This window comes from Caballeronia sp. RCC_10, assembly GCF_041360715.1.
Taxonomy (GTDB): domain Bacteria; phylum Pseudomonadota; class Gammaproteobacteria; order Burkholderiales; family Burkholderiaceae; genus Caballeronia; species Caballeronia grimmiae.
This window is the reverse complement of record NZ_JBFUPT010000026.1, coordinates 18,507-44,471: the sequence shown is the minus strand read 5'-3', so window position 1 is coordinate 44,471 and position 25,965 is coordinate 18,507. Positions and strand designations below refer to the sequence as shown.

Genomic DNA, 25,965 nt, shown 5'->3' with positions numbered 1-25,965 from the left:
CAAATCGGCAGCTTGATGACCCCGGCGCTTCCACTTATAAACTCGATCTAACTGTCCGAACCAACGGCGCCACCTCTCTCCGACATCTTTTTGACGAGGTTCGGCTTGTTGATCCAGCTCGAGAACGCGCGGAAGTACGTCAACTTGTTTTCGATGGTCCCAGGACTCTGGCCGTCTTTGTGCCATAGCGCCACCAGACGTTCGATGTGCTTTTCCTTGAGCGCATACGGTGTTTGTATCGCGTAGCCGCTCTGGCGAAGCTCAACAAACGAACGGCATAGCTTTCGCAGTCGTGGACCCTGTGTCACGACCGATATTGGCTTAGTGCTGACGCGGGTGCGGCTGTGAACGCGGTTAACGTTCGGAGTGAAGATGTTCTCCAGGACATCCCTGAACGCGGGGGGAAGCTCGGGATAGCCGGCAACGATGCCCTTCACATAGACGGTTACTGTCATTCGGATGCTCCTTCCTCGTTTGTTGATTGCCGCTTCTCAGCCACGACATACATTGCCCGGCCCCTTTCGAACGCCATTGCCAACTGACCTGAACGCAAGAAGCCATCCGGGACTCCGCCAGCCGCGCACGCGCCACAAATCCATCCAGCCATCGCCGCGTGCCGAAGTGCTGTTCGCTTGGATCGGGTATCGTCGAAACCGTAGGTAATCGACAGCCGCCATAGGGACCACGCAACTTCAGCCTCGAAGGCGTGATCTATCAGCGTGAATATCCGACGTCGTTGCCTTTGCTTCGGGGCAATCGAAAAATGCGGTGTATGTGTCTGTTTGCATCGCTTCCGTCTTAGCGGCGCTTTCGTGCCACGGTGGCGACGCTCGATACTAGTTCCGCCTTGGGCGTCCACTCACACAGCAATCGCGTCAACGCATCGACGCCTGAAGTGTCGATCACATCAGCGAACATCGGCGCTCGCAGTTGCGCGGTGCCGGCTAAGCGCATGAGACGAAAGGGCAAGGCCGCTCTACACGAGGCTTGCTTGCGATACGCCATTTCTCGGCAGCTTTTAGCCTGCGCGTTCTCCCTATCTGCGGACGAGTCAGCGACCGTGCTTCGTCTAAGCGCGGTGCCAGTCATTGCCGCTGCGCGCATGCCCTCGGGAGCCTATCCCCGATTCTTGCCGCACAGCGCTGCGTATCCCCGCCGGGTCCTGCCTTCCTGTCCTTTAGCGATTCCATTCGATAGCCCCGCACGTGGAAGAAACGTGCATCGACCGCCGTATTGCTGCGTGCTGCCAGTCGTCACGCTTCGCGTGTTGACCGCCGCTGATTTGCTGCCGGCGCACATCCAACGCGGACCCGCTTCGCGGAATCTCTTGTCGTTGTGTACTTCCCGCTGCTTCCAGCAGTCGAATCGCGCCCTAATGGCTGCACGATTCGGCTATGCCGCTGCTACGGCTACCGCGCCGGCCCTGGACGCGCTGTTGCGCGCCGGTGTGCCCCGTCTTTGCGACGGCACGACCTCGGCCAAGTGCTCGGTAACGTTTTTGCGCTGCTTTTTTCCGGGTGCGCCGCCCGTTCGTCTTCCGTACAGGGAGCAGCTTTCCGCTGGTCCCCCATCCCAAAGCGCGTTCACTCGGTCGCGGTGTGTCGGACCTCATGCAACGTACCCAGCGTCGTGTGCTGTAAGGATGCGTCCATCCTCCTTGAGCTGGAAAAAGAGCAGCCACGGACAAGTGTCCGCGCGCTCCCAATCCGTCTCATCTCGGACACTCGGGCAAAACTGCCCGCAAACCCAATGGATATCGCGTGTCCAGCGTCCTCACTTTGGGTCGCTTTGAACTTGACTAGATTAAGAAAAAGGCCGCTTCATTTTGCGGCCGTGACAGAGGGGTTTTCGCTAGGCAAAGCGGTCCCCTCGATGGTCCTTTTCAGGAGGGTCGATGCGCATGCGCGCGGTTGGTAAGTAGAAGAATACCGGCGCCGTGACCGAGACTGAGAAGCAAAAGCTGTCTAAATGTTGCGAGCTTTTGCTTCCTTGACATCGCGACATTCCAGATAGATTAGGTCCGTCAGCAGCAGCGTTGGCCCCTAGCGGGTACCTGTAGGTTCCCTAACAAGACTGTGGCTCACTGTGCGTCACCACTTGGCCTCTATGAGGACCAAGCATGGGCCAAGCAGGGGACTTAGCAGCGAGCTTGCCCGTCCGAACGCGCGTCATGGCCCGTGGAGGGGCCACGCAGGGACCGGCCAGGGGCCAGAGCCTGTTTGTTGGCGATGGCTTATTTAAACTCTGGAGAGAGAATCATGAAAGCACAGGTTTTTGCGGTTGATGTTGGTTACGGCAACACTAAATGCGCGTTTCGTATGGGCTCGGACCTCGCGACGATGATGTTTCCGTCGCTAGCCCCGCTTCGCGTCAGCGAGGCGGTCTCGAGTTTTGCCAACGGTGTGCTGTCAGATCGCAAAGTGGCCGCCATCGAAATCGATGGCACAGTGTATGAAGTTGGCCCGGGTGTTGAGAGATCGTCAGCTTATGGGAACGCAGGCCGGACGCTGTCTGAGGACTTCTGCACAACGCCGAACTACGCGGCGCTGCTCTATGGTGCGCTTCATTTCGCCGGAGTGACTGACGTCGAGCGTCTTGTTCTGGGCTTACCGGTTCATAGCATCGGCAAGTACGCAGACTTCGTGCGCGACGCTTTCAGCGGCACGCTGATATTTGGTGAGCACAAGGTTCGTGTCGGCAGCGTGAAGGTCATCCCGCAGCCCCTCGGCTCGCTCGTCTCGTTCTCCGAGTACGGCGGCGATGAGTTCGACCGGGAAAACGAGCATATCGTGATCGACGTTGGCTATTTCACAACCGACTGGGTGGTCGCAAACGGCTTCACGATGAACGACGCGCGCAGCGGCGGGGTTCCGGGCGGTGCATCCCAAGTCTACAAGCGCATCGCGTCGTTGATCAGCGAAGCGCGGGGCGAGATCGTCACCGATATCGAGAAACTCGATAAGTGCCTGCGGACGAAGAAGCCTTTCCTTTTCTATAACCAGGAGATGGATCTCGAACCGTACGTGGAAAAGTCTCAAGCAGTCGTCCGGAGCACGGTCAAAGCGATCCAAGAAAAGGTTGGCGCCACCGGCACCGTTCGGTCCATCGTCCTGAGCGGCGGCGGTGCAGCTCTTTACGAGTCGGCAGTTCGGGTAGCGTTTCCAAAGAATCGGGTCCAATTGATGGATGCGCCGTGCTTCGCGAACGTGAAGGGCTTTCTGATCGTCGGCGAATCGACGCTCGCGCGCGAGCGCAAGCTCGGGGTGGCAGCATGACAACAAAGATGCTGATCAAGGTGACCGTGGACGAGGCTCTCTTCCCTGAGCTCTATCAGCGTCTGGATGAACACAATCCACGGTTGCGCGCGGCCGTGCTCCGCTCACTTGCGAGCGACACAGCACGGGCCGTGATCGGCGGGCGCGAGTTGGCCGGTGCCGGCAAACGTGGACGGTTGCCAGCCGATGCGGAACAGTCGGTCGAAGCGCTCTCGGCTCCAAAAGCCTCTGCTCTTCCAGTATCGTCCATCTTGACTGTTTCGGCGCATTCGGCAGTACCTTCCCGCGCAGTTGATCAAGATGTGATGTCACCGCTTTCCGATCGCTTCAATTACGATGAGATTGGCAATCAGTTTTCCGGTTTCTAGCTGACTGTAGCCCCGGCACCGGTCACCGCTTTTATCGTAGATATACCGTCTCCCCGACTGCGCCGCACTCGGGTACGCGCCCAGATGAGAAACGTAGAAACTCCATCCAAACCAACGAACGGTCCGGGTCAAGCGACTTCCTCGCAATATGGTGACAGTATCGCTGCGCGGCTTACTCGCGCGTCAACTCGCGCTGTGGCTTGACTTCGGCGCCTTAATGGCAAGATGGGTTCTAAGTGCAGCCGATGCACATCCTGATCAACGATTAATGAGACGCTTTATGGACATTCTCGATAACCTGGCGCAACTGGACTGGACGCGCGGCGTGCGCATGTGGGTTCTCGTGGCCGCCGCGCTGGCTGCGTGCGAGGCAGCTTATCTGTTTCATCGCGCTGTGTTCCGCCCAGCCAACGGAGCCGATGATGTACGGTAAATTCTTGGCCTTGCCCTTGATCACACGTCGGGCGCTGACTGCAGGAGCTCTTTTCTTCGTCGCGTGCGTCGCTGCCCGCTTGCCGGATACGCCGTTGTGTAACTGGATTTTTGGACTCTCGCTCGTCGGTTCCTTCTGGGCTAGCGGCGTGATGGTTCCGGCGATAAAGGTCGCGCTTTATGTGTTCAAAGTTGCCTTGAGAGTTAAGGCTAGTACATGGTGAGCACTGGAAGCTACAGACGAAAAAAAACCCGGCTCATTGAACTGACCCCACAAAGTTGGACAAGCAAGGCTAGGCGCCCGAGGGCTGAGTCCTGTATTGCACAGGACTCAGCCCTTTTAGTTTCAGCTTGATGCGGTCGTGGTTGTAGTAGTGAATGTAGTCGGCCAGTGCGGCTTGCAACTGCTCGACGTTGGTAAATCGCTGCAGCTTATAGCATTCGGACTTCAGCGTACCGAAGAAGCTTTCCATTGCGGCGTTGTCCAGGCAGTTCCCCTTGCGCGACATGCTTTGGGTTAGGGGGTGCCCTCCTAGCATCCGTCGGTAGGCGGACATCTGATACTGCCAGCCCTGATCGGAATGCAGCATCGGTCTGTCGTTTGTACCGAGCCGGGCCAATGCCTTTTTCAGCATGCCACTGACGAGTTCGAAGCTGGGACGCCTGTCCGTGTGCCAAGCGATGATCTCGCCGTTATACAGGTCCATCACTGGCGACAGATATAGCTTCTGGCCGCCGACGTTGAATTCGGTCACGTCGGTCACCCACTTCTGGTTAGGCCGGTGCGCTCTGAACTCCCGCTTGAGCAGGTTCGGCGCCACTCGCCCCACTTTTCCACGGTAGGAGCGGTACTTCTTCGGTCGCACCAGCGACTTCAACTGCAGTTGTCCCATTAGTCGTTGCACCGTCTTATGATTGATGCTCAGCCCCGCCTGTCGCATTGAGGCGGTGATGCGTCGGTAGCCGTAACGGCCCTTGTGATGGTCATACACCGACTGGATCCGATCCTTCAGCTCTGCATACCGGTCCCCCGCTCCGAGCACCTTGAGCTGATAGTAGAACGTGCTGCGTGACAGACCCGCAGCCTTCAGCAAGTCGGCCACCGGATGACGCTCTCTCAACTCCCGCACTATTTGCGCTTTTTCTTTTGCGCTGCCCGCTTCTTTGCCTTGAGCAGCGCATCGAATTTTTTTAGGTACGCCACCTCCGCGCGCAGGGACTCGTTTTCCTTGAGCAGTTGTTCGCGCGTACGGGTGTCTGGCGCAGCTTCTTCGGTAGTTTTTGGTGGCTCGGCGGCGGGCATCGTTGGAGGGCGCCCTCGACGACGGGGCGCCAATGCGTCTAATCCGCCCTCATGATACTGGCGTTCCCACTCGCGCACGCAATGGGTGCTGCGGATATTGAACCGGGCGGCCACTTGCGCAATGGACAACTCCTCGCGCCGCATGCATTCCAACACCGAGTGCTTGAATTGCGCATCGTAACGGCAATACTTCGGGCGCAAGCCCCCAACGCCATGCTGCTTATATGCCGCTATCCAACAACGTACCGTCTCGTGATGCAGGCCATACCGTTGAGCTAGCGTCCTCGCGCCGCTCCGCCCTGACAGGTATTCCCGTACTACCTCGAGCTTCAGTCCTTCACTATGCTTCGCCATGAAAAACACCCCAAAGGTTGGATCGATGTCCAACTTTTGGGGTGCAGTTCACATTGGCCGGGTTTTTTTCATAGCGATGGACATCAATGCAGCAGGGTCACCCCTTGTGCATTCGCCTGTCGACGAATGCAGTAAAACCAAGCAGTGTCCAGCGTGACGCCTTGTTTCTCCAATCGGGCATGACCGCCACGCTTCCTGTCGATCACGTCATAGGCTTCGGCCTCCGACTTCCCTACTCTGACCGAGCCGTTTTCGACGCCGGAAGTTGCCACGATCTCATACCGGCCAACAATCATGCTGAAGCTCATTTCCTCTTCTCCATTGGAAAAGCTCGGGCGGATTGCGGCCCCGGCGGGGACGAATCCCCACCGGGCAAAAACTTGCTGTTAGCGGCCAGACGGCCGCGGAATCACAATCAAACGTGCAGTGCTTCGCGTTCGTCGCGGCGCACCACCATTGCAACGGCAAGCCGATGCGGTGCCTGAGATGCACACCACTCGTCGGCAAAATCGGTTTCCCGCTTTTTAGGCCGGTGAACCATTGCCGTGTAGCCCTCGGCTCGCAGCCGCTTCGCCAGCTTCAATGCGGCATCGACGCCCGGCGATTTGCCAGTGCGGGGATCGACCGCATCGAAGTCCGCGAAGATATGGACGACTCGAATTCCGAGGCCGTCCGGCACAACGAAATCGGCGAGAAGGATTCGATTCAGGCAGTACCAGACCGGCACACCGAAGAGCATGTGCGCGGCATACGCCGTCTCGAGACCTTCCGCGACGCCAATTTCGCCATCGACTGGATCCATCAGCCGGACTGCGCCGCCGTTGAGCTTATGAAGCGTCACGTCGTTCAGCTTGGCCGGAAGGATCTCCCCATCGCTAGTGACGATCGACGCCTTCGCCGGTTTCGAGCGTTCAAGGAACGTGCGGTGCAGCGTTCCGAGTCGGCCGTCCGGCAATGTGAATCGAGCAAGGATGCCCGGCCACTGACCGATAACTTTCTTCTCGTGGCGGTAATCGAGCATTGCCATGCGCAGTGCTGCCGACGGAGCGACCGTCAAACCGGGCACCCGTTCGCGCAGGTATCGCGGAACCAGGCCATCGGAACCGACCAGCGTCGCTCGATCCCACATTGAGTCGAGGCGCTTGCGCGCCCACTCAGGATCGACCTTTCGGCCACGCGCCGGGGCTGCCGGTTGTGCTCGGCTCTGCCGTGCATCGGCCAGACTGCCGCCTTCAAGTTCGATCATGAGTTCGCGGAAGGTCATTCCGGCAGACTTGCAGATGAGCTCGAAGCCGTCGCCGGCTTTTCGGTCGCCGTCGTTGCACTTGCGGCAGACCCAGTCGCCGCGACCGCGGTTGTTGTCGTAGGTGAAGCGGTCGTTTCCGCCGCAGATGGGACAGGGTGCGCCCTTCCCAGTCAGTGAGCTTGCGGGCACTCCATACTTCTGGAGCAACGCAATCCACTGTTCCGGGGACAGCTTGACGTCCTTTACATTCATTGTCACTCCAGTTGTGGTGTGGTTGAGGTCGATGCCTGAACAGGCGGTGAAACCGTGCTCAAAAAAGCCGTCCGCCTCGCGCGAGGCGAGCACGGCGGGCGGCTTTTTTCAGCAGGGGAAGCGAAAGGCGGGTGTAGCGACAGAGAGGGCGCGTCGCGCAGGAAGAGCCGCTTCGCGGCTTCGCCGACCGTTTCCGGTTCGACGAAGCAACGAAGGTGAGAAGAAACAGGAAGCGAGGTGAGGTGTTACGGGATTAGATCGCAGCCCACTCGCGGCCCATCAGATGCGCCCTGAAGGGTATGTCGTCATCATCTGCGAAGCCGCCGCCTCCACCATACGATGTCGATTGCGGCTCGCGACTCGCCGGCGCAGGGTTGCTCGATCGCGGCTGCTGCGAACGTTCTTGACGTACAGGGCGTTGGCTCTCGAACCCGTCATTGGATGAACGATCGCCCGTAGAGCGGCCGCCGAGCATTTGCATTTGGTCTGCGACGATTTCCGTCGAGTACCGCTCCTGCCCGGCTTGGTCCGTCCACTTGCGCGTGCGGATTCTGCCTTCGATGTACACCGACGAGCCCTTCTTCAGATACTCGTTGACGATCTCAGCCAGCCGACCAAAGAACGACACTCGATGCCATTCGGTCTGCTCCTTCATTTTCGCCCGAGCCCTTGTCTTTGTAGCGATCGGTCGTTGCGAGTCGGATATTCGCGACCGCATCGCCGCTCGGCAGGTAGCGCGTCTCCGGATCAGCCCCGAGGTTGCCGACAAGGATGACTTTGTTTACTGATGCCATAACTAACTCCGTTAAGATTTTTTGGAAATAGACCAAAGCCACTTGTCCCACAGCACTTGCTCGCCGCGGGCATCTAGCTTGGGCCGTCCCTGTCCATCGACTGCCGGCACTTTAGTTTTGCCGATCCGTTTGACTTCAACGCGGTCCCCAATGCGACAGGCCGACTCTGCGATCGCGTCGCGGAGGCCCTCACCTTGGAGAACGTGCGTCTCGCCGCGATGCTCGAGCGTCACGCAAAACGATTCATACGTCTTGCCAGGGCGCTTGCCATCGGGGAATCGTTTCTCCCCCCACTCTCTCAAGACCCCGTACCTCGCGCGCTCGGTTCGCCGATGTGACGACTCAGCGGATCGAGGGGGCGTTGACACGGCGGCGTCCGCAACTTCTGGCCGGAGTCGCGCGTCGCTGACATTGACTGGTCGAACGGGTTTGGCGTCGGGCGAAGGCGTGTCTTGCGCATGAGCGCCCTTGAGGGCAGCCGCAATGGCGTCGGTCAACGAGCCCTTGTACTCGTGGAGCACTTCCCAGTGCGGCGCGAGCGCCGGTATCAGCTTCATGCCGACAGCCGTTGGTCGCAGCTCGTAGTCGAACGCCGGACGAAACTGCACGACGACGCCACCTTCATCACGGAACAGCATCGGCTGTCCTGCGATGGCGATGTGCCGTTCGTTGGCGCCGCCCTTGCCGACCTCAACGGGGGATGAATGGCTTGCGGGATTGCCGCTGCGACGCTGCGGCTGCGGCGTCACTCCGAAAAGCGTCCCGAGCAGCCGGCCGAATGTTGATGTGTTCATCATCGGCCTCCTACACCAGCGTGCCGAAGCACTCGCGACGCACCTCTTCCATGTCGCGCTTGAGCAGCGGGTTGCTCAGGATGATGTCTTGCAAGAATTCCGGATCGACGCCGTTGATCTTGCAGACATACCGATACGGCAGCGCCCCGCTCCAGAACTCCATGACCCAGCCGAGCGTTGCTCGGTAGTCTTCGAGTTCCATCTTCTTTCTGTTTCTGAGTCGCTCGCTGAACAGTACAGCGCAGTCCATCAACGACTCGGGCATGTTGTCGCCGCGTCTGCTGTCAGTCGCAAGACTGATCAACGCGTCGACCATTTTGTCTTTTACCGCCTCGCTCCACAGATGCGGATCGGGCAGCGGATCAGGCTTGGCTCGGGCACGCGTGATCGGCGCTGGAGGAGCGTCGAACATGTCCAGTTGCCATGCTTCTACTTCTGCTTGCATGGGAATCTCCGATAAACGGGAACCCATGCCCGCAACGGGATGGTTTCCCGTTGGGGTGAGGGGTCAAGACCGCCCGCGCGGGCAGTCTTGACATTCAGGCGTAGCGACTAGTCGTCGGTGCCTGTCTTAAGTGGAACGACCACTGCGGACTTGGCGTACTGACGTTTGATGGGCGTGACGTTGGCGTCGGCGGTAGCCGGAGCGACAACGGCGGGCGCGTGCGCCTTCAAATCCTCAGCTTTCTCTTCTTTCAACGCCGCTTTAATGGATCTCTTGATCCAGACCGCGACGGTGAACGAGACAAACAGAAAGGCGAAGAACGAGTGCGCGGCAAACCACAGGGCAAAGCAAACAGCGACCAACCAGCCGGGCGATTTCATCGCCTTCATTACCAACTGCTTCGGCATTTTTCTCTCCAGAAAAAGACGCACTAGGGGATGTCCAGCCAGTACAGCGCTGGATGGTTTTCGATGCTCGGGTGAGCAGGAAAAACAGGCGCGCGGAGAGACGCTTTCGTCACGGCTCTATAAGGCGTGGCGGAAGCAGCTCAATGCGGAAGGAAGAAGAGATCGCGAGCGCGCACTGATGCTTAGCTGCGGCTCGGGGTCGATGCGTCGTTGACGCGGGGATAACAGGCAATTTACGCGCAAGCGGGGAACGCGTGCGCGCGAAAGCTCCCAATTTCACACCGCCTTTCGATTTTCGGCGCGAACGTGGCAGCGCCGCGGTGCTCCCTTGACTTCCATTTGCCCTTGGCATGCTAGTTACATGCTCAACAGGGAGGCAGCGAATGTTCTTCGAAATGCTTGTCGCAGTCGGCGGCTACCGCGTATTCAAAGCCATCAAGCAGCGGAGCCGATCTCGTTCGCGCAGCGCCCATCGCGCAAAGCGCTCGTCGGACGATATCGGTGCGGCCGGCGAAGCTCTGGCTCAAGCAAAGCTTCGAACGACCCTCGAATGGCTGTGCGGCGACAACTTCTACCTGCACGAAGGGACGTTGCTTATAGAACATGCCCCCGGGACTGCATTCCCCACCGCAGAGATTGATCACCTCGCGATCACGCCGTTCGGCGTCTTCGTTTTCGAGACGAAGAATTGGTCCGGCCGCATCGCGCCGTCGAATCGTCCCGATACCCTGACACGGACTGCGCCCAACGGCAAGGCGGAAGACCGACGCTCGCCGATCGAGCAGAACCGCAGCAAGATCCGTTTCCTCCGGGAGCGGCTTCCTGCGATCTGGCCGGTCGCTGGCGCGGGTCTCTTCGTGTCGCCAGAAGTCGTGCTGGATCCAGAACTACCGACCGATCTATTGGCACTGGACGACCTCCCCCACTGGTTGCGTTCCAAGCGTGCGGAGTGCAGCGGCAGGTCGACGTTGGACGTCGCCAAGGCCCGCGAGGCGGTACTCATGTATGCGGACGCCTCGACCGAAGGTTTCATGGCGCACAAGATACGCGCGAAGCGAGGGATACCGGTAATTCTGGAAAGTTCAAGGCTTTCCGCTAGGTAATCGCTTCCAGGTTAAAACTCAGCAATCGCTTAAGTGTTTCACAAATGAACCGTTAATCGTTTGCAGAGGTGGACAAAAATACCACCTTTCACCGCCGGAAGGCGAAAGACGGGGTAAAAACGGCGTCTTTTGATGCCAGACGTGCTCGGGAACGCCGTTACGATCGCTTACATCTGTGAGAAAGAACGTCCTCCGACGGCAAAGGTTGCACGGAATGAGAACTGCCGCTGTGGCAAGCGATGCGCTCGCCCGCGGATGCGGCTGGTTATGTACCGACACCATTTTCTTACCCGCGAGCGAAGTCCTCGCGGGGTTTGAACGCAGCGCGCGGGGGCGCTGCAAAATCTGGAGAGAAGTTATGTCCTCAAGTAGTGACGATTCTAAAAAACAACTGCAACTGCGAAAAACGGAAATCCACGATCCGTTGGACGACATATTTGGCGGCGTTTCGGCAAGCGGTGCCCAGCGCTCGAAGATTGACATGGTTGCCCGGCAGATTTTCGGGGACAGCGACGAGTTCGCGGATCTCATCGCCCAGCTCGTCGAAAACATGGTGACGATTGGGGAGGCGAGAGCGCGAGTCTCGACCGACCTCAAAACGATCGGCGGTCTGCTGATGAACTCCATGCACCTGATCAAGAACGTGATGGTCGCAACGTCGGGGAACAAGACAACTTCGCTGCGGCGGGCCGCGACGTTGGGATACTCGTTCTTCGACTTGGCTCTCGGCGTGAAGATGCCGGCAGCCCGCAAGTACATGCGTTGCTACGAAGCGTTCCTCGACAACACCGAGGCTATCCGCGTATTCAACGTCGGCGAACTCGACATCCTCGCTGCGGACCACGTGACCGACGAGCAGGTTGCTGTCATTCTTGCGGCGAAGCAAGCCAACGAGCATATGACCCGCGAAGACGTTCGCAAAATGCTGGCGACGCTGCAGAAGCAGGAAGAGGCTCTCGCTGATCGCAAAGTCGAGGTAGACAACTACCAGGCCCTGCTCGAGGACAGCAAAACCGCTCAGCGAGTCGCGGAGGACGAAGCCAACCGCCTTCAGCAACAGCTCGATGCCACTGCGAAACTGATCGCCGAAAAAGAGGCCCAGCTTCAGCGTATGGACAGCTATTACACCGGTCGGCAGGCAGGCCTGGCCAACCTTGAAAAGGACCTTGCGGACAAGGACAAGGAAATTGCAAGGCTGAACGAGGAAAGAAACGCGCTGCTCAACCGTAAGCCGGAAGTCCAGATCAAGGAAGTCGAGACGACTCCCGCTGGATTTAAGAGCATTTCCGAATCACTGGAAAAGCGCAACGCTGAACTTAAACAGCTAGAAGAACAGTTGGTCGAGAGGGGCGCCGAGTTGGAACGGCTCGAAGCCGACAGGAAAAAAGAAGCCGGCGCCATCGAAGCTGCCAATCGCGTTCAAGCAGCGATGCAAGAAGCGTTATCCGCATTCGAGCAGTTCGCGGGCAAGCTCTCGCTGGCTCAGGTTGCAGTTCAAGCTTCCGATGGGCTTGCGCAGCACGAACCGTTGATCGAAACGCTCGCCGCAATGATGCGCAAGCAACTGAGCGAAATCGAGACGGGCTTGCGGAACCTGTAAGACGTAACGATGTGGCGGACGCGATGGGGTCGCTTCCGCCAGCAACAATATAAAAAATATGTCGACCACCACGCTTGATGTCGTTGAGACCAACATTGCCCTTCGGCCGTATCTCGCTGAGAAGATACAAAGGACCAACTTTTCGCTGACCGCGGTTATCCATAAGGTACTCGCGCGGTACAGCGGCGCCGAAGCATTCTTTGGCGTCTCGTTTGACAACATGGAAACGTTTAAGGCGCACGCCGTACCGATGGCGAAGCTTATGAACATGCCGTTCCTGGCGCTGTCGCCGGCGCTGCAGGACCCTCGGGATTGGGCGACGTTTGTCGACGGGATCATGTTTTCGACTGCTGTGTCGAAGCTGTCCTCAGCGATGCCTTTCGTCGACGACGTGACGGCGCGCGATATTTTTCATTTCAACTGCGCCTATGTTTCGCTGCTGAAAGACGTGCTCCACCAGAGCGTGCTCGCAGCGCCGCTCCTCGGTATCTCCTTCGAGTTAGCCGAGTACCTGATGGGTCTGCCGATCGGACGGCTGGAAGCAGCGATCGGTGGGATTCGCTTCCCGCTGTATAGATGGCGGTTCGACGACGAGCGGTTCTGGAGACAATACGGCGCAGATTCGCTTACCGAAGAGGCCGTCGCTCACTATGTCATGCGCACCTCGAACCTCAAGCCGAGCGGGCTACCTTTCAAGAATTTGTGGTCCGACCTGCGGCTTGACAGGGCTAGGCGTGAGATCTACGCGAGGTTGTTGATGACCCAGGGTTGTCGCGCTTCGACCGCCACAAACTTGTTTGGCGTGACCTCGGCCATCACTCGAAACACCTATCGAGAGATCCACGGCGTGAGCTCGCCATGTGGGAATAGTGCAAGCTCGTTGACGTGGTACGTCGAACGTCCCGTGCACCGGCTCCAAGCAACCATGCTGGTATGGCTTTATCGGTGCGCGCTGAACAACGGAGCGAACATCCCGGAAGCGCTGATTGCATCCAACGACGTTCTCGACAAGATGTTTGGTAGTCGGCTCGCCGTTTCTGCTGACCGCGCGAACCATCTCACCCGCTCCATGGCGATCGATTCGAGGTTGAATGTCGCGCCGTGCAGAACTTGCGCGACGGAGTACGTCTTGGCCAACGACGAAGGGAAGATCGAGTTAGCGAAGGACTTCGTATGTCCCGGTTGCACTGGCGATCTTAAGCCGCGCCTGACCGAGCCGAAGAGCAAAGGGCGCAAGACCAAAAAATAGTCACAGATAAAGGAGTTGTTGATGCCGCATGAATTCAACGTCGAGGCCGGTCTAGTGGTGTCCTCCCGCGACGGCCGCCCTCAGTTCGGCTGGCTCGACTTAGTGACCGGCGAGTACCACGCCGAGTCCGACGGACGCTGCATCACCGATGCAATAGGTGCGATCGAGTTCCAATCAGACGTGATGCACTGACTCATGCAGGACTTCGCTTACCTCTTTCCAGACAGCGTCGCCGCGTGGCTCGAAGGCCGCGGCGACGCGCGATTCCAACGGTACGAGAGGCACTACCGCGCCGATCGGGCGACGGCACAACCAAACGAAGCATTCGACCTTGAGCGAAGCAATGTTCGTTTCGCCCAGCAGTTCGGTTTAGGCCGGCGGCAGTTCGCGGCTGTGTCGAAAAGCAAAACATTTGGCGCGCTCGCGACTTTTCTCATTCTCCTTTGGGGCGGCGCCGCACTCCTCTCTTCAGTCGGCGCGACGCAGCCCGTCGCCGTCGCCGCAGTGCTCGGCGTCGTTTTCATCGCCTTACGGGTGAAGCACATCCGCGCCCGCGCTAACCAACGGTAGCAAACGGTTGCGCCCAAACAACGGTGCCTAATTTCGACCCCTTACCGGTTACTAAAATGCGTGCGCCGCCATTGGTCAACGGCGATTTACCAACGAGGAAAGCGGGTTCGAGGCGGACTTCCAAGACACCTTGACTTCGAACACCGCTCGATAAGATGAAAGTAAGCAGATCGCGGGGGCGACTGCAATAACTAGATCGGAAACAACAAATGACGATTCAGAAAAACTTCAAACTCTCGATGGCCGCGATCGCTGCATCGCTTCTGGTCGCTGCTTGCGGCGGTGGCGGTGGCGGCGGCAGCAGCGGTGCATCGCCTGCGGCCCCGGCAAGCGGTGCCAGCACGCCCGCGACTACGCCGAGTCCGGCCAATTTGACGACGCCTCAATACCCGGCTGACAGCTTCCATCTCGCCGCGTTCAATCTGCTCAACCAACAGCGCCAGCAATGCGGTTTCCCGGCCCTGCAGGAAAACACGGCGCTCGATCAGGCAACGGCGGCACACGCGCAGTACATGCAATCGAACAACGTCTTTAGCGATACCGAAGTGTCGGGCAATCCGGGCTTCACAGGCGCGACTTTCTCTGATCGCGCGGCGCATTTCGGATATACGCAGGACAACGGTTCAATTGGGGTATCAGGTGGTTTTTATACCGGTGCTACGTGGACGGAGACCCAGTATGGTGAACAAGCCGTCTATGGCCTAGTCTCCGGGGTGTATCACATCGCAATTGCGGCCTCGCCTACGAACACGGTTGGTATCGGCAAGGTCGCGACCACCTACAACGGTTTCCCCGAAGAGTTTTATTCGCTGAACCTGACAAACTATCAGCAGGTCACGACAAACTCACCGTTGACGTTCCCGTGCCAAGGAACGACAGGCGTTGCCTACTCGGCTGGTGGAGAAATCCCTGCCCCGCCCGCAACGTCCGGCAATTGGGGTACACCGGTCGCCGTCGCGGGCAACCCGACCGATACCATCGTCATGCAGACGGGCACGATGACGGATTCGTCGTCGCACGTGATCGCCTTGCGCGTTCTGGATTCCGCTAAAGACCCAAACAAAATTCTGCCGAAGTGGATCGGCGTCGCGTATCCGGCCACGCCGTTGTCTCCGAACTCGCAATACACGGTCTCGCTGACGGGTACGATCAACGGAGCTGCGTTTTCGCGGACGTTCACGTTCACGACTGGCAACATCGTCGGCTAGCAAACCAGCCCGCGTGGGAAAGGAAACCGCCAGTTTGTCTGGCGGTTTGTTTTGCTGCTGAGGATCGCACTAGCCGGTGACTAGCTCAACCGTTTGGCGTCGCATCGATGGAGCGAAAAGCCTCGCGGGCAAAGCAGCGCAAGGCGTCCCTGAATGTTCGGCCTCGGTCTCTTAGCCGCCACCACCAGACACGTAGGGTATGTTGTACATGGCAACGTATGGATTGTTGGCTGCGGGCACCCAGTCACCCGTGGCAATCACAAAGTTACAAACGACCGTATAGCCGTTTCCGGCGTACCCGCCCGACTGCCAGATGGGCCCCGTGGAAGTGTCATAGTAATACTGCGTTGCCGGGCCAGCGTAAGAGTTGTAACTGTGCATCCTTATCAAGTTTTCAGATGAGAGCGTAATGCCATCTTGACTAGCGCGCGCTTTGCACTGCGACTGAGGGTCTTTGATCTGTGGTTGACTCGGTTGGCACTGCTGTCCAACCCACGCCGCGCCGTTCCACGATGGAGCAGCGATCTGATCGGTCCCGCTCGGGCAGATTGGCGGTGGCGGTGGTGCAGGCGGCGCATTGCACGAATAGACCCATGCACTGCCGTTCCACGCGGGGCCGCTTGCGAACCCATACGCGCATGTTGGCTGCGGCGTGGCGCACTGATACCGCACAGCCATTCTTTGCCACGAATACCCCGGGCTACAGCCTGGAGTGGTCGGCACCGCGACCGGCTGATAGACGTCTGCGGCGTCGGCTCCGCTGCTCAAACCTACGGCGCACGCGACAGCAAGCACGGCGCCGGTAATCCCGAAACTGTTCATTCACTTCCTTTATTGATTGTTATAGGAACAACCAACGTCGATCTCGGCCGTAAGATTCAACTGATCCTGTATTTGAGTGTTACCGCCATCCGCGAGCACGTCGTTAATCACAAGCACCCACTGGCTGCCGTTCCAGCCCATCGTGAAGAAAGCACCACCAATCGGGGGATTGTGGAATGCGTAGTCGGTCGAGATGGTATGGGGAGTGATCCGATACCACGCCGTGCCCCCTGGCCCACACGCTGGAGGATTGACGCCCCATCCATTCTTCCACCCGCTGTAATGCGCATCACTGCTGTGATTACTGACCAACGTGCTCGCACCCACCCAATTGCCCCACTTATTGCACACGTACATGAGGTTGTTGCGGATCGTTACGCCGTTCCAGCCACAGTTCCCGGCAGCAGCGTTGATGTTCGCGACGTTCGTGTTCACAACGTTCGCATTCACCGTTCCGCTTGAATTAACGTCGCCGACATTGATGGGTGCCCCGCCGGTCCCCTGGTAGTTCTGCACGTATAGCGCGCCCTTGGTCCGAACCGCCGCGTTCACGCTATCGCCGTAATACGTAGCGCCGTTGTCGATCTGCAGGCTATTCCCCGCCTGCAACTTCATCACCTTGTTCGCGCCCAGCGTCACATTGCCGACGTTTTGCATGTCCTGATTGTTGGCGTTCATCGTGCCGGTCAGCGGTAACGCGCCATCGCGCCGGTAGTATGGTGAGTTCCCATCCGCGCCAAAACCGTTTATCGCCAAGACCATTCCGGCCTTGCTGCCCACTGGGTTCGGCAACGTCCACCCGCCATTGATGCCGGTGACCGTCGCCGGCGCTCGGTTTGTCGAGTAGCCAAACTGTGCGCCCCCGGCCGCAGCGAGAACACCGGCACCAGCGATGTCAGGCGTCTTTTCCTTCATGCTGATGAGCGGCAAACTCGGATAAATCTGCGAAGCGATATGGCAATTACCCGCCGCTGTTGAACAGTTGTCAGGCACGATGGACAGCGCAATCTGGTAAGTGCCGCCCCAGAACGGCCCGTTCTTAAACGCGACTTTGTTGTTGGCCTGCGCGCTCAGTTGAGCGAGTGTCGGTGCAACAACCGCAGTCGACGTTGTCTGCGAAAACCCCGCTGGAACCAGCGACGCGTAGTTGTTGGTGATGTAGCTGCCAAGCGCCGAATTGATCGACGCAATGTTCTGCCCTTCGATCTGTAGCAGGTCTTGGCGCTTGGCAGAAATGTCTTCCTTGATTCCCTGTACCGTCAGCAAGGCCGCGCCGATCAGGACGATCAACATCTCAAGAATGCTTCCCATATCGGCGCCCCGCGATTACGTGCGAGTGGTCCACAGCGCCATCGACGCCATTGCGCCGTTGGACGCGCACGCGGTCGCGACCGTCGCCGGATTGAACGTCGTGGTCGGCGAGAAAATCGTCGTGCCGTTCACCGTTACCTGCGTGTAGACGGTCACCAGCGCTGCGGCACTCAGCGAGCAAACCGTGGAAGTGACGGGATAGGTGAGAATCAATGAATCATTGGAGGTAACGAGCGTACCAACGGCAGCCGTCACGGTGCCATTGAACATGCCCTTAACTGACGATTTGTCCGATGCCACGCGCGAACCGGCCGAATCGAAGGCGTGGTTCTGCGCGAGCACGGTGAGCGTCTCTGCCGAGAAATCGGCGTCGTTCTGCGTCGCGTTCAAGAGGCCCGTGTGGAACATCTGCGCTTCGCTCTTGAACTGCGACGCGTGAATCAGATCGAGCACGTACTTGCCGCCCGCGTAGACAGCCAGCGCGAGCAACGCGGCACCGGCCATCACCGCCCCTGCTTCAATCATGGACAGCTCGCCTGACTGCTTGGTCGCACGCGCCATCTTGAGCATGCGTGCGCGGCGCGCCTTGATCGGGTCCATCTCAATCGCGTCGGTCTGGACTGCTTGCGTGTTTTCGTTGGTCATTTTGTGTTTTCCTTAGTAGCTAGATGCAGCGGGATTCCCCGATTTCAGGTTGACGGCACCCGTCACGACGTATGAGCCGATGCCGAGGGTCAGGAACAGTGCAGCGGCAAAGCCGAGCAGCATGAAGTGCGTCATTCGGGCGTTGCGCTTGACTGCTTCAACGACGCGATCCAGCGACTCGCGGCCAAGGCTCTTGATCGCGGCTTCGAACTGATCGCGGCCCGCGGCGTCGGTGATTGTGTCGACGATCTTCACCGAGAAGATGCCGGTGTCGAGCGCGCGCATCGGCTCGTCCGAGCGAGCCGTCAGGCGTCGATCCATGATCTTCAGATGCCAGCGCAGCCACGGATCGGCGGTCTTCAACAGCCGCTCGAGCGCGGCGCGTAGTGTCAGATTTGAATCGAACAGACCGGCCAGCGAGACGATCAACAGTGCAGCTCGCAGGTCGCGGCGATTGCGCCAAAGAAGCGGCATGCGGTCAAACTTGTCCCGCAGAGGCCCGGACCAACGCTTCAGGCTTGAGAAGTAAGCGAGCACGAGGCCGATGATTGCCGTGAGCGTGAGCCACCAGTACTCGTAGCAAAACGTGTCGACGTGGTAGAGAAACCGGCCAAGATCCGGCCATTGGTCGAGCGGCCGGACATCGAGCACCTGCGGGAAGATGACGCCGCCAAACAGCATGCAGTATGCGTACATGTAGACCAGCAGCAACGCTGGGTAGGCCATCTGCACCGAAGTCGTCGACGACAGCACGCGCTTAGCCTTCGCCGCCATTTCCGCCAGTTCGAAGCCACGCACGACCGAGTCTTCGCGTGATGATTCATCGGCAATGTCCAGCAGCGCGTACTCGTCGCCGGGGATGAATGGCTTGATAGCGAGCGAAAAGCTCTCACCGCGCTGCATCGTTTCCCGGATGCTGGCGAACACGCGCCACTCGATCTTGCCGCGCGTGTGGCTGCGCTTTTCGTACGTTTCAGGCCGGTCAAACAGCGTCTCGGTGTTGCGCAGGCCCTTTGCGGCGATATCGAGACGCGTCTCGCGGTAAAAGTCCTCGCGGACTTTCTGAAACCGCCAGCGCGCGACGACCAACTGCTGCCGCTTGGGCAACATCTTTGCGAACGTGGTGAACATGGAGGACCAGGGTTAGACCATCAAACCATCGACGCCGGGCATTACGCGGTACTGCGCGAACGACTGCATCGAGCGATTGATGAATTGTGGGTCAATCAAACCTTGCGAAGCCTTGAAAAGAGCGTGTTCATATAGCGTCTTTCCATTCATATCCGCGTTATCGAACCCGGTACGCCGCGCACCGCGCCAAACTTTGCGGGCGCCGGCCCAGTCGCGCTCGGCTACGCGCACCAGAAACTCGGGCGTCGGACGATAGAGTTCGGCGGCCAACGAGGGGCGCGTGGTGCCCCCCGCGGCCTTGCCATTGCGCGTGAACAGCCCTTTCAGCCGGCAGTGCTCGCAGCCGTCATAGTTGCGGCACGCCATGCGCGAGGTATCGAGGCCAAACTTCGTGCGCAGCAATTCGAGGTCGGCTTTCGGCATCACGTCTTCCGCCGGCAGCTTGCAGTGCTCACAAAGCGTCGGAATCAGCTTCTGGTTACCGACCGCATTGATGAAGCCTTCCGAAGCCAGCTCGTCGATCGGAAGCTGCAGCCGCCCGCCCGCCATACGCATTACCGCTGCAATGATGTCGCCGGCGTGCAGCGAGAAACGCACCGGGTGACCGGTCAGCGCCAGTTCGGCCACCAGCCCCATCACAACTCGGTCACGCACTTCGCCGATGGTCAAATCGTCCGGGTCCTGCCGCATCAGTGTGCGGATAACCTCCGCGTACTTGCGGTTCGCTTCGTCGTCAGTCTCGTCCGGGCGGCGGATGATCGAGTAGTCCGACAGCCACGGCATCGGATACTCCGACGGCTCGTTCACCGCGAACTGTTTCTTCAGTTCGCGATCCGGCAGCATGTAGGAAAGCGCGCGCAGCGTTGTCGTCTTGCCCGAGCCGGTCTCACCGGCAAGCGCGGTGATGCCCCCGCTCACGTAGTTCAGCGTCTCAATCAGCTCAAGCTGGCTTTTCTCGAATCCCATGTCCTTCGGCAGCAGCACCGAATAATTCTTGAAGTTGCCGTCGAGTAGACGCAGGGTCACGTCATACCCGCCTACCAGCGGCGACGACTGCCAACGCAAGTTGACCGTGTCGGTCTTGAAGACCAGCGGGATCATTGCCGACTGCGGCGCGCTCGGCTGAAAGCTGTTGCCCGAGTTGGTGTTACGCTGAACAAGATCGCTGTAAGCAGCAAACAACGCGCGACGCACGATCGCCTTGGGCATGCGGCTGAACGTGTACATATCGCCGTTCACGCGGAACCGGATTTCGACCTCGTTGTGGAATTCGCGTGGTTCGAAATGAATGTCGCTCGCGCCGTATGCGTGTGCGGCCTCAACGATGTCGCGGAAGTTGCCGATCGCGCGGCTGGCTTCGTGGACTGTGGAGTTGGCAGACACCGCGGCCTTACCCGAGTAGATTGCGGCGATCACTGCTTCCGTCGCAATCATCTCCTCACGTACGAGGATGTCGTTGTTGCCGAGATCCTTGATGAACGTTGCGTATTGGGCCTTCTCCGCGAACCGTGCGGTGGCCACCGCGATCGCCACGCCCGGTTGCAATTCGACGGCGACGAACTCCTTGCGTGCTGCCGCCGGAATGCGCAGCGCGGCGTCGTCGTCCGCGACAGTGAGAACGCGCTTGAAGTCAGGAAGCGAATCGGGCGACACGAGTTCCGGCCGACCGGATGCCAGGCCCCCGCCCTCGGTTCGCTCGTCGTCGTCCGCTGCGTATTCCTGCGCAGCCATGGTCGGCGTAGCCGCGGCCCTATGTTCGCTGGGACTTGCTGGTCGTTGTGGCACGGGTTCCGGTTGCTCACGGAACCGCTGGGCGTTAGCGTCGCTCGCGGCAACACCCGCGTGCTCGATCGATTCCAATGGCGCTCCCGCAGACTTGGGCTGCGGCTGTATCTGTTCCGTCTGCGGTTCAGCCTGAGGCTCACTCCGACCTTGCGCACCAGACGGCGCAACATGTGCCGTCATGGCTTGTTCGTTCACCGACTGACCGCTCTCCCTAGCGGCCATCGCAGCAGACATGCTCGCGTAGCTCGGTCGCTCGAAGCTCGGCGGGACGAACGGGCTAAAGGCGGGCTCGTCGTCGGCCGCCTCACCGTCAGGCTCCGACTGCGTCTGCACAGGCGGCAACGGCCCGCGCCAGTCATCGTCAAGCTCAGTGCTCTCGACGTCTTCAACATCGCCGCCCGATAGTGCGCGACCAAGGAACGTGACTTGGGGATTCACCGCACGCGGCCTCAAGGGCGACGCTTGACCCGTCGGTTCTGTGGGCGCTCTGCCTGCCGCTTTCTTCTTCGCCGCAATCGCCTCCGAAGCGGGGAATTTCGGCTCCGCACTACTGCCCGGCTCGATGAAGCTGGCGCGCGGCGCGCGAAAGCGCTTCAGGAAGCCACCGCGGGGTGCGTCTGGCGCGCCCTGCTCTTCTTGTGCAAACAGACCCATTTCTTATTTCCCAAACGGTACGAAGGTGGAAGCCGTCGAAGAAACGCCGCCCGGCGGAAGCGGCGAGGACAAATCCGTGATCGCTCTGACGGCCGGCGAATCCGGGAGCGCGACGGCGGGCGCGTCCGCAGGCGCTACGATCGTCTCGGTCCACTTGTGCTTGCCGTCGGCCAGATTGACCGTGAAGCCGTCGATGGACGCGACCGTCCAACCGTTCAGCAGTCGACTGCCTTGGCGTGCCGTGTAGGTCGTGCCTTGGTAGTCATAGAGCACGTAACAGCCGGACATGTGGGAGTACGCCCCAACGAAGGTCGCGGGAATGACGCGCTTGGGCGGCGCACTGGGCCTACGCTCTACTTTGGGCGCTGCCGGTGGCGCTGCGGTCACCGACGCAGGCGTCGGCGCACCAAGCGGCGAAGCCAGGCCGACTCCGTTGCCCGGTGCCGCTGATCCGCCTTGGCCACCTTGACCACCCTGCGGACCGCGCATCGAGTCGACAAGCTTTGCTCGCGCGAGCTTGTCAATGTCGTCCAGCGTGAGATGACTTTCCTGCGAGATTGCCGCGCCCGCCACTAGCATGAGCACACCGAAGCAGGTGGCACGTGCAGGCCACTTAGTTGAGAACATAGTATTTACCCTTCGCAGTGAAATGCACCCCGGTTCCGTCCTCTTTCAACTCGACGTCGAGGGTGTCCAGTGCCATGTTGTCCGGCAGGCGCGCGAGGAGCGCGCTTTGCCATTTGTATCCGTCGATCTGCCACGTGCCGCGCTGTACGAGCGGCCCCTGCACTTCGCCGGCCATCGGCTGACGAGGGATGAGGCGCTCGACCGGCTTGATATCAACGATGTAGCCGTGGCTATCGAGCGTGTCGGGCTTAGTGGAGAGCTTCTGTGGGTCGGTCTGCAGCGCTTTGATCAGCGCCTGCTGAGTCGGCCAGGTCTTTTGCTCAGCGAGCGCGACCCGTTCCGCGACCGTGACCTCGGGCCCACGCGCGCTCAGATGCCAACCGTCGGGGTTGAAGACGACAGGACGCAGCGACTCCGGCGCGCGTGCATCAAATTCCTTGAAAGTGCCACCCTGCCGCTTGTAGGTTGCGACGCAAGGACCCGCGATCGTGCAGGAGGCCTTCTGAAACTGCCATCCAGCGACGTTCGTTTCCTGCGCGCCAAAGCTTGCCAGCAGCTTCGGGGCAAGCTGGCTCGCAAGCGGAGCAGGCGCGGCAAGCGTGCGCACCACCGCCGACTGGTATTCCTGCATGAACGTCGGCGGCGGCGCTGGCGGCGCTGGCGGCGGATTGAGCACGTCAATCAATTGCTTGCCGCCGAAGAACACCGCCGCAAGGATGACCAGCAACGGCACCGTCGTCGGCATGGCGACCGGGATCTTCTTGATGAGGCCGACTTTGCGGGCAACAATCAGCTCGCGCAGATCGAACACCTCATCGACCGCATGGAGTTGCGCACCGTGCCCGAGCGTCGCGAGTTCGAGCCCCGCCTTCGCACAGGTGTCCTCGATTGCTTCGCGCTTGTCGGCGAGCGCGTTAAGCGCGACCGCCTCGTCAAGCGCAACGGCGCCGCGTTGCACCAGCACCAGATGCACGAGTTCATCGTTCTGGATGAGGACAAGCACGGCGGGCCGGCGCCAGACGCGCTCAAGCGACGCGATGCGCGCGGCGGCGGAATAGAGCTTCCCGCCCTTGCGCTGCCCTGCGTCAAGCTCGCAGAAGCCGACAATGGTCTCGCCCTTCGACTTGAACTCGGCATAGTGCGTCGCGCCGGACTCCTCGACGTAATGGCGGCGCTCGGCGCGGGCACCCTTGGCGGAGTAGGCGCGCCAGTCCAGTCCGAAGACGAGCTTCGCGCCCTTTTCTCCCGGTATGGATTCGAAGTGCATAGGCATGCTTACCCCGCGCTCACATCGACGGGACGACGGTCGCCGTCAGCATGATCACCTGGAAAGTACGACCCTTATTCCACGCGCCCGAAAGACCACCGATGCCGTTGTTGCTGCTGCCGTCGTAGCGATTGCCCACCGCGCCGTACAGCACAACCGTCTGTCCATCGGACAGCGCAATGGTCTGGTCGTCCTTGTTGCCGATGATGTCGGGCAACTGAATCTGCTGCAGTGTGTCGCCCGAGCCGGTGCTGATGGTCGTGAACGGACCATTCAGCTTTGAGCTATCGCTCCAGTAAGAAAGGATGATCTGGTTATGGTCGTTGACCGACGGCAGGATATTCACGAAGTCACCGACCGTCACGGAACCCGGTTGCAGACCCGGCACGCCAGCAGTACCGCCCGAGATGGAACCGAGGCTAGGCGTCGTTGCGGCGAGGTAGCCCTTTGTCTCGAAGGAGCCGATGGACACCGGCAGGCCGTTCAAGGTCAGCTTCGTCTGGGTGTTGTCCTGCACGGTCTTGCCGAACGCGTTGAGGTCGCTGACGATGGCGTTGGTGCCTTCCATGGGAGAGCCCGGCTTCAAGACGGACAGGCCGACAGTGCCGCCAATCGCGGTCGCCAACGACGTAGGGGAAGCAACCGTAACGGCATAGCGCTTCAGCCCGTCCGAAATGCGGTTGAAGACGATGTCCGCGCTCACGCCCGCTTGCGACGAATTACTGAGATCAACTTGCAGGGTACGGACCCGCAGGGCGACCTGACGCGTCGAAATCGCGTTCTCGCGCGCGAGCAATGCGCCCATGCGATCGACGGCTTCCTTGGTGTCGTGAACCATCACCAGGCGGCTTTGTGGATTGACCACGACTTCGCCGAGCGGCGACTTCAGCTTTTCCAGCTCCGACTGGATGATCGCAATTTGGTCAAACGTGCCGTCGCGTCCGGTGGACGTGATTGACGAGAACGAACCGGTATTGCCCGACGTGCCGCCCGTGGTGCCGCCGGACGCCTGGTTGCCGGTCGACGTATCCGTACCCTTTGACATCGTGGACTTGATGGACACCTTGCCCGGGATGGCCGCGATCGCGAACGTCTTCGTAACGAACCGGCTGATGGAAATGGTGCTGCCGTCGAACGTCCAGTCGAGGCCCAGGTTTTCCGTCACGCCACGCAAATACGCGCCGACCTTGCAATTACACGCCTGCGCATAAACCGGCTCGACATTGGACTTCCCCATCGCTTGCGGTGGCATCGGGGCACCCTGCCCGCCACCGCTGGTTCTGGGAATCAACGCGTCGCGCCGAATGAAGACGTCCGGGCTCAGATGCACCGGATAACCGGTAGCCGTCGAAACAAGCGTAGCGATTTTGGACAGCGGAAGGTTCCCCGGAAAGACAACCGACTTCTCTCGGAAGACCGCGGGGAGCGTGGCTTCATAGGCGACCGGCACCAACCGGTCGCCGAGGAACGCGGTCGGCACTTCCTCAACGAGCGACATCGACTCAGGCGCGTTGCCCATTGCGCGCGTAGCTTCGGCGTTGGTCGCGTCGTAGGCATGGTTCACATCGGATTGCGACACGGCGCAGCCAGTCAGCGATGCGGCCACGAGAATGGCAATGGCAGATTTGATTTTCGTGAGACGCATGGCGGTTACTCTTGGCAGTTGGCTGCGCGTGCGACGACGCGGATAACGTTGTTGGTGTGCTTGCACACGCGCGTGGGCGTGCGCATGTGATTGGTCGCCAGCATCACTTGCGTGAGCACCGACTTGAAGTCGCCGGAGAACGTCGCGTTGAACTCGAGCGGCAGGTCGTCATCGATCTTCCAGGCGAGTTGCCAGCCCTGCTGCTGCAGCCAGCGATCGAGCGCGTTGCGCATGTTGATGTCCTGCGGCGTGATCGAGAAAGAAAGAACTCCACCGGGCGCCGTTGCGCCGGCTTGCGACGGCACAACGACCGGAGCGACGTCCAATGAGCCGACGGGTGACGGGGCGGCAGCACCCGAAAGCGCCGATTGCGCAGCGCCACCCATCGCTGCCTTCAGCGCGGCAGGAGAGGCAGGAGCAGCAGGCGCAGCGGGAACAACCGGGGCCGCGGCAGCCACGTGCGTAGCAGGTGCCACCATTGCAAGTTGTGTCACCGGCGCCTTTGCGACCGGCGCGGCGAGCAGTTGCCAGCCGTCACCGGGCGGCGGCGCAAGGCGAGACTGATCAGGTTCCGCTGCTGCAAGACCCGATACGGTCGTCAGTGCAAGACACGCGAACAAGTGGGCCACCATGCGCGCGGTGCGATGCGTTTGAAGAGAAAAAGTAGGCGTCATGTTG

25 protein-coding genes and 1 pseudogene are annotated in these 25,965 nt (G+C 59.9%); 10 read left to right on the top strand and 16 right to left on the bottom strand.

What is annotated here, in order from left to right; translation table 11 throughout:
- Positions 1-47: 47 nt before the first annotated feature.
- The gene (locus tag AB6804_RS27080) at positions 48-455 is read right to left on the bottom strand and encodes a phage integrase N-terminal domain-containing protein (protein ID WP_370889065.1); all 408 of its coding nucleotides are present in this window, start codon (positions 453-455) and stop codon (positions 48-50) included.
- Between the two features lie 1,803 nt (positions 456-2,258).
- Between AB6804_RS27080 and AB6804_RS27075 the strand changes: the two genes are divergently transcribed.
- From AB6804_RS27075 to AB6804_RS27060, 4 genes are all read left to right on the top strand, one after another.
- Positions 2,259-3,275: a PRTRC system protein D gene (locus tag AB6804_RS27075; RefSeq protein WP_370889064.1), complete on the top strand. Its 1,017-nt coding sequence runs from the start codon at positions 2,259-2,261 to the stop codon at positions 3,273-3,275.
- 8 nt (positions 3,276-3,283) lie between these two features.
- A complete protein-coding gene (locus AB6804_RS27070) occupies positions 3,284-3,643 on the top strand; it encodes a hypothetical protein (RefSeq protein WP_370889063.1) in 360 nt (119 codons plus the stop codon).
- A gap of 280 nt (positions 3,644-3,923) precedes the next feature.
- Complete coding sequence (locus AB6804_RS27065; RefSeq protein WP_370889062.1) at positions 3,924-4,076, top strand: hypothetical protein; 153 nt, start codon at positions 3,924-3,926, stop codon at positions 4,074-4,076.
- Positions 4,063-4,299: a hypothetical protein gene (locus AB6804_RS27060; protein ID WP_370889061.1), complete on the top strand. Its 237-nt coding sequence runs from the start codon at positions 4,063-4,065 to the stop codon at positions 4,297-4,299. Before AB6804_RS27065 ends, AB6804_RS27060 begins: the two co-directional genes overlap by 14 nt.
- A gap of 69 nt (positions 4,300-4,368) precedes the next feature.
- Here AB6804_RS27060 and AB6804_RS27055 read toward each other — a convergent pair.
- The 7 genes and pseudogenes from AB6804_RS27055 to AB6804_RS27025 all read right to left on the bottom strand — a co-directional run bounded on the left by AB6804_RS27055 (position 4,369) and on the right by AB6804_RS27025 (position 9,670).
- A protein-coding gene (locus AB6804_RS27055; protein WP_370889069.1) for an IS3 family transposase occupies positions 4,369-5,732 on the bottom strand; the annotation gives its coding sequence in 2 pieces (ribosomal slippage) (positions 4,369-5,261 and positions 5,261-5,732; 1,365 coding nt in all).
- 83 nt (positions 5,733-5,815) lie between these two features.
- Positions 5,816-6,040, bottom strand: a complete 225-nt coding sequence (locus tag AB6804_RS27050; RefSeq protein ID WP_035511697.1) for a hypothetical protein — start codon at positions 6,038-6,040, stop codon at positions 5,816-5,818.
- A gap of 107 nt (positions 6,041-6,147) precedes the next feature.
- Complete coding sequence (locus tag AB6804_RS27045) at positions 6,148-7,230, bottom strand: primase-helicase zinc-binding domain-containing protein (RefSeq protein ID WP_370889068.1); 1,083 nt, start codon at positions 7,228-7,230, stop codon at positions 6,148-6,150.
- 253 nt (positions 7,231-7,483) lie between these two features.
- A pseudogene (gene ssb / locus AB6804_RS27040) lies at positions 7,484-8,024 on the bottom strand (single-stranded DNA-binding protein).
- A gap of 11 nt (positions 8,025-8,035) precedes the next feature.
- Positions 8,036-8,821 (bottom strand): hypothetical protein, encoded by a 786-nt coding sequence (locus AB6804_RS27035; protein ID WP_370889060.1) that lies wholly within the window; start codon positions 8,819-8,821, stop codon positions 8,036-8,038.
- A 7-nt stretch (positions 8,822-8,828) separates the two neighbouring features.
- On the bottom strand, positions 8,829-9,263 hold the full coding sequence (locus tag AB6804_RS27030; RefSeq protein ID WP_077161675.1) for a hypothetical protein: 435 nt from the start codon (positions 9,261-9,263) through the stop codon (positions 8,829-8,831).
- 107 nt (positions 9,264-9,370) lie between these two features.
- Complete coding sequence (locus AB6804_RS27025; RefSeq protein ID WP_370889059.1) at positions 9,371-9,670, bottom strand: hypothetical protein; 300 nt, start codon at positions 9,668-9,670, stop codon at positions 9,371-9,373.
- Positions 9,671-10,053: 383 nt separating this feature from the next.
- Between AB6804_RS27025 and AB6804_RS27020 the strand changes: the two genes are divergently transcribed.
- The 6 genes from AB6804_RS27020 to AB6804_RS26995 all read left to right on the top strand — a co-directional run bounded on the left by AB6804_RS27020 (position 10,054) and on the right by AB6804_RS26995 (position 15,400).
- Positions 10,054-10,773: a nuclease-related domain-containing protein gene (locus AB6804_RS27020; RefSeq protein ID WP_370889058.1), complete on the top strand. Its 720-nt coding sequence runs from the start codon at positions 10,054-10,056 to the stop codon at positions 10,771-10,773.
- Positions 10,774-10,987: 214 nt separating this feature from the next.
- Complete coding sequence (locus AB6804_RS27015) at positions 10,988-12,373, top strand: hypothetical protein (RefSeq protein ID WP_370889057.1); 1,386 nt, start codon at positions 10,988-10,990, stop codon at positions 12,371-12,373.
- A 58-nt stretch (positions 12,374-12,431) separates the two neighbouring features.
- Positions 12,432-13,622 carry a hypothetical protein gene (locus tag AB6804_RS27010; protein WP_370889056.1) on the top strand — a complete coding sequence of 397 codons (1,191 nt, stop codon included), beginning with the start codon at positions 12,432-12,434 and terminating at the stop codon, positions 13,620-13,622.
- 21 nt (positions 13,623-13,643) lie between these two features.
- The gene (locus AB6804_RS27005; protein WP_370889055.1) at positions 13,644-13,814 is read left to right on the top strand and encodes a hypothetical protein; all 171 of its coding nucleotides are present in this window, start codon (positions 13,644-13,646) and stop codon (positions 13,812-13,814) included.
- A 3-nt stretch (positions 13,815-13,817) separates the two neighbouring features.
- On the top strand, positions 13,818-14,192 hold the full coding sequence (locus AB6804_RS27000; RefSeq protein WP_370889054.1) for a hypothetical protein: 375 nt from the start codon (positions 13,818-13,820) through the stop codon (positions 14,190-14,192).
- Positions 14,193-14,401: 209 nt separating this feature from the next.
- Entirely contained in the window at positions 14,402-15,400 is a 999-nt protein-coding gene (locus tag AB6804_RS26995; RefSeq protein ID WP_370889053.1) for a CAP domain-containing protein, read from the top strand.
- An 831-nt stretch (positions 15,401-16,231) separates the two neighbouring features.
- Here the strand turns inward: AB6804_RS26995 and AB6804_RS26990 are convergent.
- From AB6804_RS26990 to AB6804_RS26955, 8 genes are read right to left on the bottom strand one after another with little or no spacing between them, the layout of a single operon-like run.
- Complete coding sequence (locus AB6804_RS26990; RefSeq protein WP_370889052.1) at positions 16,232-17,515, bottom strand: hypothetical protein; 1,284 nt, start codon at positions 17,513-17,515, stop codon at positions 16,232-16,234.
- A 33-nt stretch (positions 17,516-17,548) separates the two neighbouring features.
- The gene (locus AB6804_RS26985; RefSeq protein ID WP_370889051.1) at positions 17,549-18,178 is read right to left on the bottom strand and encodes a type 4 pilus major pilin; all 630 of its coding nucleotides are present in this window, start codon (positions 18,176-18,178) and stop codon (positions 17,549-17,551) included.
- 12 nt (positions 18,179-18,190) lie between these two features.
- A complete protein-coding gene (locus tag AB6804_RS26980) occupies positions 18,191-19,309 on the bottom strand; it encodes a type II secretion system protein (protein WP_370889050.1) in 1,119 nt (372 codons plus the stop codon).
- Between the two features lie 12 nt (positions 19,310-19,321).
- Positions 19,322-21,748: an ATPase, T2SS/T4P/T4SS family gene (locus tag AB6804_RS26975; RefSeq protein WP_370889049.1), complete on the bottom strand. Its 2,427-nt coding sequence runs from the start codon at positions 21,746-21,748 to the stop codon at positions 19,322-19,324.
- 3 nt (positions 21,749-21,751) lie between these two features.
- Positions 21,752-22,327 (bottom strand): hypothetical protein, encoded by a 576-nt coding sequence (locus AB6804_RS26970; RefSeq protein WP_370889048.1) that lies wholly within the window; start codon positions 22,325-22,327, stop codon positions 21,752-21,754.
- Positions 22,328-22,361: 34 nt separating this feature from the next.
- The gene (locus AB6804_RS26965) at positions 22,362-23,642 is read right to left on the bottom strand and encodes a hypothetical protein (RefSeq protein WP_370889047.1); all 1,281 of its coding nucleotides are present in this window, start codon (positions 23,640-23,642) and stop codon (positions 22,362-22,364) included.
- Between the two features lie 19 nt (positions 23,643-23,661).
- Positions 23,662-25,287, bottom strand: a complete 1,626-nt coding sequence (locus AB6804_RS26960) for a type II secretory pathway protein (protein ID WP_370889067.1) — start codon at positions 25,285-25,287, stop codon at positions 23,662-23,664.
- 5 nt (positions 25,288-25,292) lie between these two features.
- Complete coding sequence (locus AB6804_RS26955; RefSeq protein ID WP_370889046.1) at positions 25,293-25,961, bottom strand: toxin co-regulated pilus biosynthesis Q family protein; 669 nt, start codon at positions 25,959-25,961, stop codon at positions 25,293-25,295.
- Positions 25,962-25,965 lie beyond the last annotated feature (4 nt).